A 2,429-nucleotide genomic window follows, 5' to 3' on the forward strand; every position below is an offset into this window, starting at 1 on the left:
CCTTTGCCTTAAATGGATTTTATCCGGAAGTGAGCCGCCCCAAATTTCACGTTTATTTTTAAACAAGCTCTAAGTAAAAAACATCACAAAATAAAATCCGCGAGTCAATGACTCGCGGATTTTATTTTGATTTGGATGGTGTCTCTTACTCAGCAGCCTCTGCGGGAGCTTCTGCAGTTTCAGCCTCAAGAGCCTCCTTAGCTGCAGCCTCTTCTGCTGCAAGCTTCTCAGCTTTCTTCTTGGCTACTGCCTCACCTTTCAGACGATTTTTCTCAACTTCAGCCTCGAACTTAGCTTTAGCCTCTTCAGCGACTTTAGCTGCATCCTTTGCCTTTGCTGCATCCTCAACTTTAGTACGCTCTGCTTTCCACGCATCGAAACGACGCTGTGCCTCCTCTGCTGTGAAGGCGCCTTTCTTGACACCGCCACGGAGATGCTTCATAAGCATTACTCCCTCTTTGGAGAGGATTGAACGAACTGTATCGGTGGGCTGTGCACCTACCTCTACCCAATACAAAGCACGGTCGAAGTCTAAACTTATTGTAGCAGGATTAGTGTTCGGATTATAAGAACCTATCCTTTCAATAAATCTACCATCTCGTGGTGCCCTGCTATCGGCTACTACAATTGGATAAAAAGCGTAGCCTTTGCGGCCGTGACGCTGTAATCTGATTTTTGTTGCCATAAACTTGCCGGTTTATTGATTGGTTAATTAATTCCGGAGATGATTTCTCATTTCCAGCTGCAAAGTTAACGCTATTTACACAATCCACAAAGTTTTTTCCATTTTATTTTGTAATTTTGCATTGTAAAAGCAATTATCATGGCAGAAATAACACTCCTTGACCGCCTTGACGGTCTTGACGCTCGTTTCGAAGAAGTCTCGACACTGATCACTGACCCGTCTGTGATTGCAGACCAGAAAAGATATGTGCGTCTTTCTAAGGAATATCATGACCTTGAGGTAATAATCAAGGCAAAAAATGAATATAAATCGAAACTTGACGCAATCGCGGAATCCAAGGAGATCCTGTCCATGGAAGACGACGATGAAATGAAAGCACTTGCAAGAGAAGAACTTGACAGTGCATCCGCCGCTATCCCGGAACTGGAGGAAAAAATAAAACTTCTTCTGATACCGGCAGATCCTGATGATGCGAAAAACGCCGTTGTGGAGATACGGGGGGGAACCGGTGGTGACGAGGCGGCTCTTTTCGCCGGCGACCTTTTCCGCATGTACCAGAAATATGCCGAGACAAAAGGCTGGCAGCTTACCGTATCCTCAGTATCCGAAGGTGCTGCCGGCGGATACAAAGAGATTGTGTTCAACCTGACCGGGTCTGATGTTTACGGAACCATGAAATATGAAAGCGGTGTGCATCGTGTGCAGAGGGTACCTGCCACTGAGACACAAGGACGCGTACACACTTCCGCAGCAACAGTGGCGGTGCTTCCTGAAGCGCAGGAGTTTGACGTAGAGATTCATGAAGGTGAAATCAAATGGGATACTTTCCGTTCCGGTGGTGCCGGAGGACAGAATGTAAATAAAGTCGAATCCGGTGTTCGTCTGCGTTATAACTGGAAGAACCCGAATACAGGGGTGGTTGAGGAAATACTCATCGAATGTACTGAAACACGAGATCAGCCTAAAAACAAAGAAAGAGCTCTCGCGCGCCTGCGCACGTTCATTTACGACAAAGAACACCAGAAATATCTCGATGACATAGCCTCCCGTCGCAAGACCATGGTAAGCACGGGTGACCGTTCCGCAAAAATACGCACTTATAACTATCCGCAAGGCAGAATCACAGACCACCGTATAAATTACACGGTATATAACCTCGGCGCATTCATGGACGGCGATATTCAGGGATGCATCGACTCACTCATTGTTGCTGAAAATGCAGAGAAACTGAAAGCCGCCGAACTTTAAGAGCGCGACAGCGTGTGCACTACAGTTTATTAACAACGGTGTTAAAAAATATTTCGTAAGAATCTTTTCAGGGTATATGGTGTTATAATAAAAAAGATTATTAACACTTTTATACCCTGCTATTTATGAAAATTCTTTCCATCATCAGTTACATTGTAGGATTTATACTGCTGATTATATCCTGTTTCACTACAGCTGTCGCAACCACGTGGTGGATAGGCGGAATCGCTTTAGTATTCCTGATTCTGGGATGCGTATTCCAGTTCAACAGCACTAAAAACCGCTCGTTTATAAATCATCGGCGGTAAACTGTGAGGCAAGGACAAGAGTCTCCGGCTTGCCTATATCAAGAAGTCTGAGATCCGCAGAACACTTCCTGCGGATCTTTATTTTTTTCATACAGGCAAGAAAAAAATCCATTACCGGGAATGAATCCCTGCCTGTCTCACATCCATACGCCTCCAATTCCTCCATTCCGCGCTTCCCTACTATATCG

The 2,429-nt window shown here is 45.2% G+C and carries 2 protein-coding genes and 1 pseudogene; 1 reads left to right on the forward strand and 2 read right to left on the reverse strand.

The window, feature by feature from the left end; all coding sequences use genetic code 11:
- Nucleotides 1-145: 145 nt before the first annotated feature.
- Entirely contained in the window at nt 146-685 is a 540-nt protein-coding gene (locus tag JX312_RS12255) for a 30S ribosomal protein S16 (protein ID WP_123407598.1), read from the reverse strand.
- 138 nt (nt 686-823) lie between these two features.
- Between JX312_RS12255 and prfA the strand changes: the two genes are divergently transcribed.
- Nucleotides 824-1,933 carry a peptide chain release factor 1 gene (gene prfA / locus JX312_RS12260; RefSeq protein ID WP_123407600.1) on the forward strand — a complete coding sequence of 370 codons (1,110 nt, stop codon included), beginning with the start codon at nt 824-826 and terminating at the stop codon, nt 1,931-1,933.
- A 288-nt stretch (nt 1,934-2,221) separates the two neighbouring features.
- Here prfA and JX312_RS12265 read toward each other — a convergent pair.
- A pseudogene (locus tag JX312_RS12265) lies at nt 2,222-2,429 on the reverse strand (hypothetical protein); the annotation flags it as partial.

This window comes from Barnesiella sp. CU968 (assembly GCF_905219685.1).
GTDB classification, from domain to species: Bacteria; Bacteroidota; Bacteroidia; order Bacteroidales; family Muribaculaceae; genus Lepagella; species Lepagella muris_A.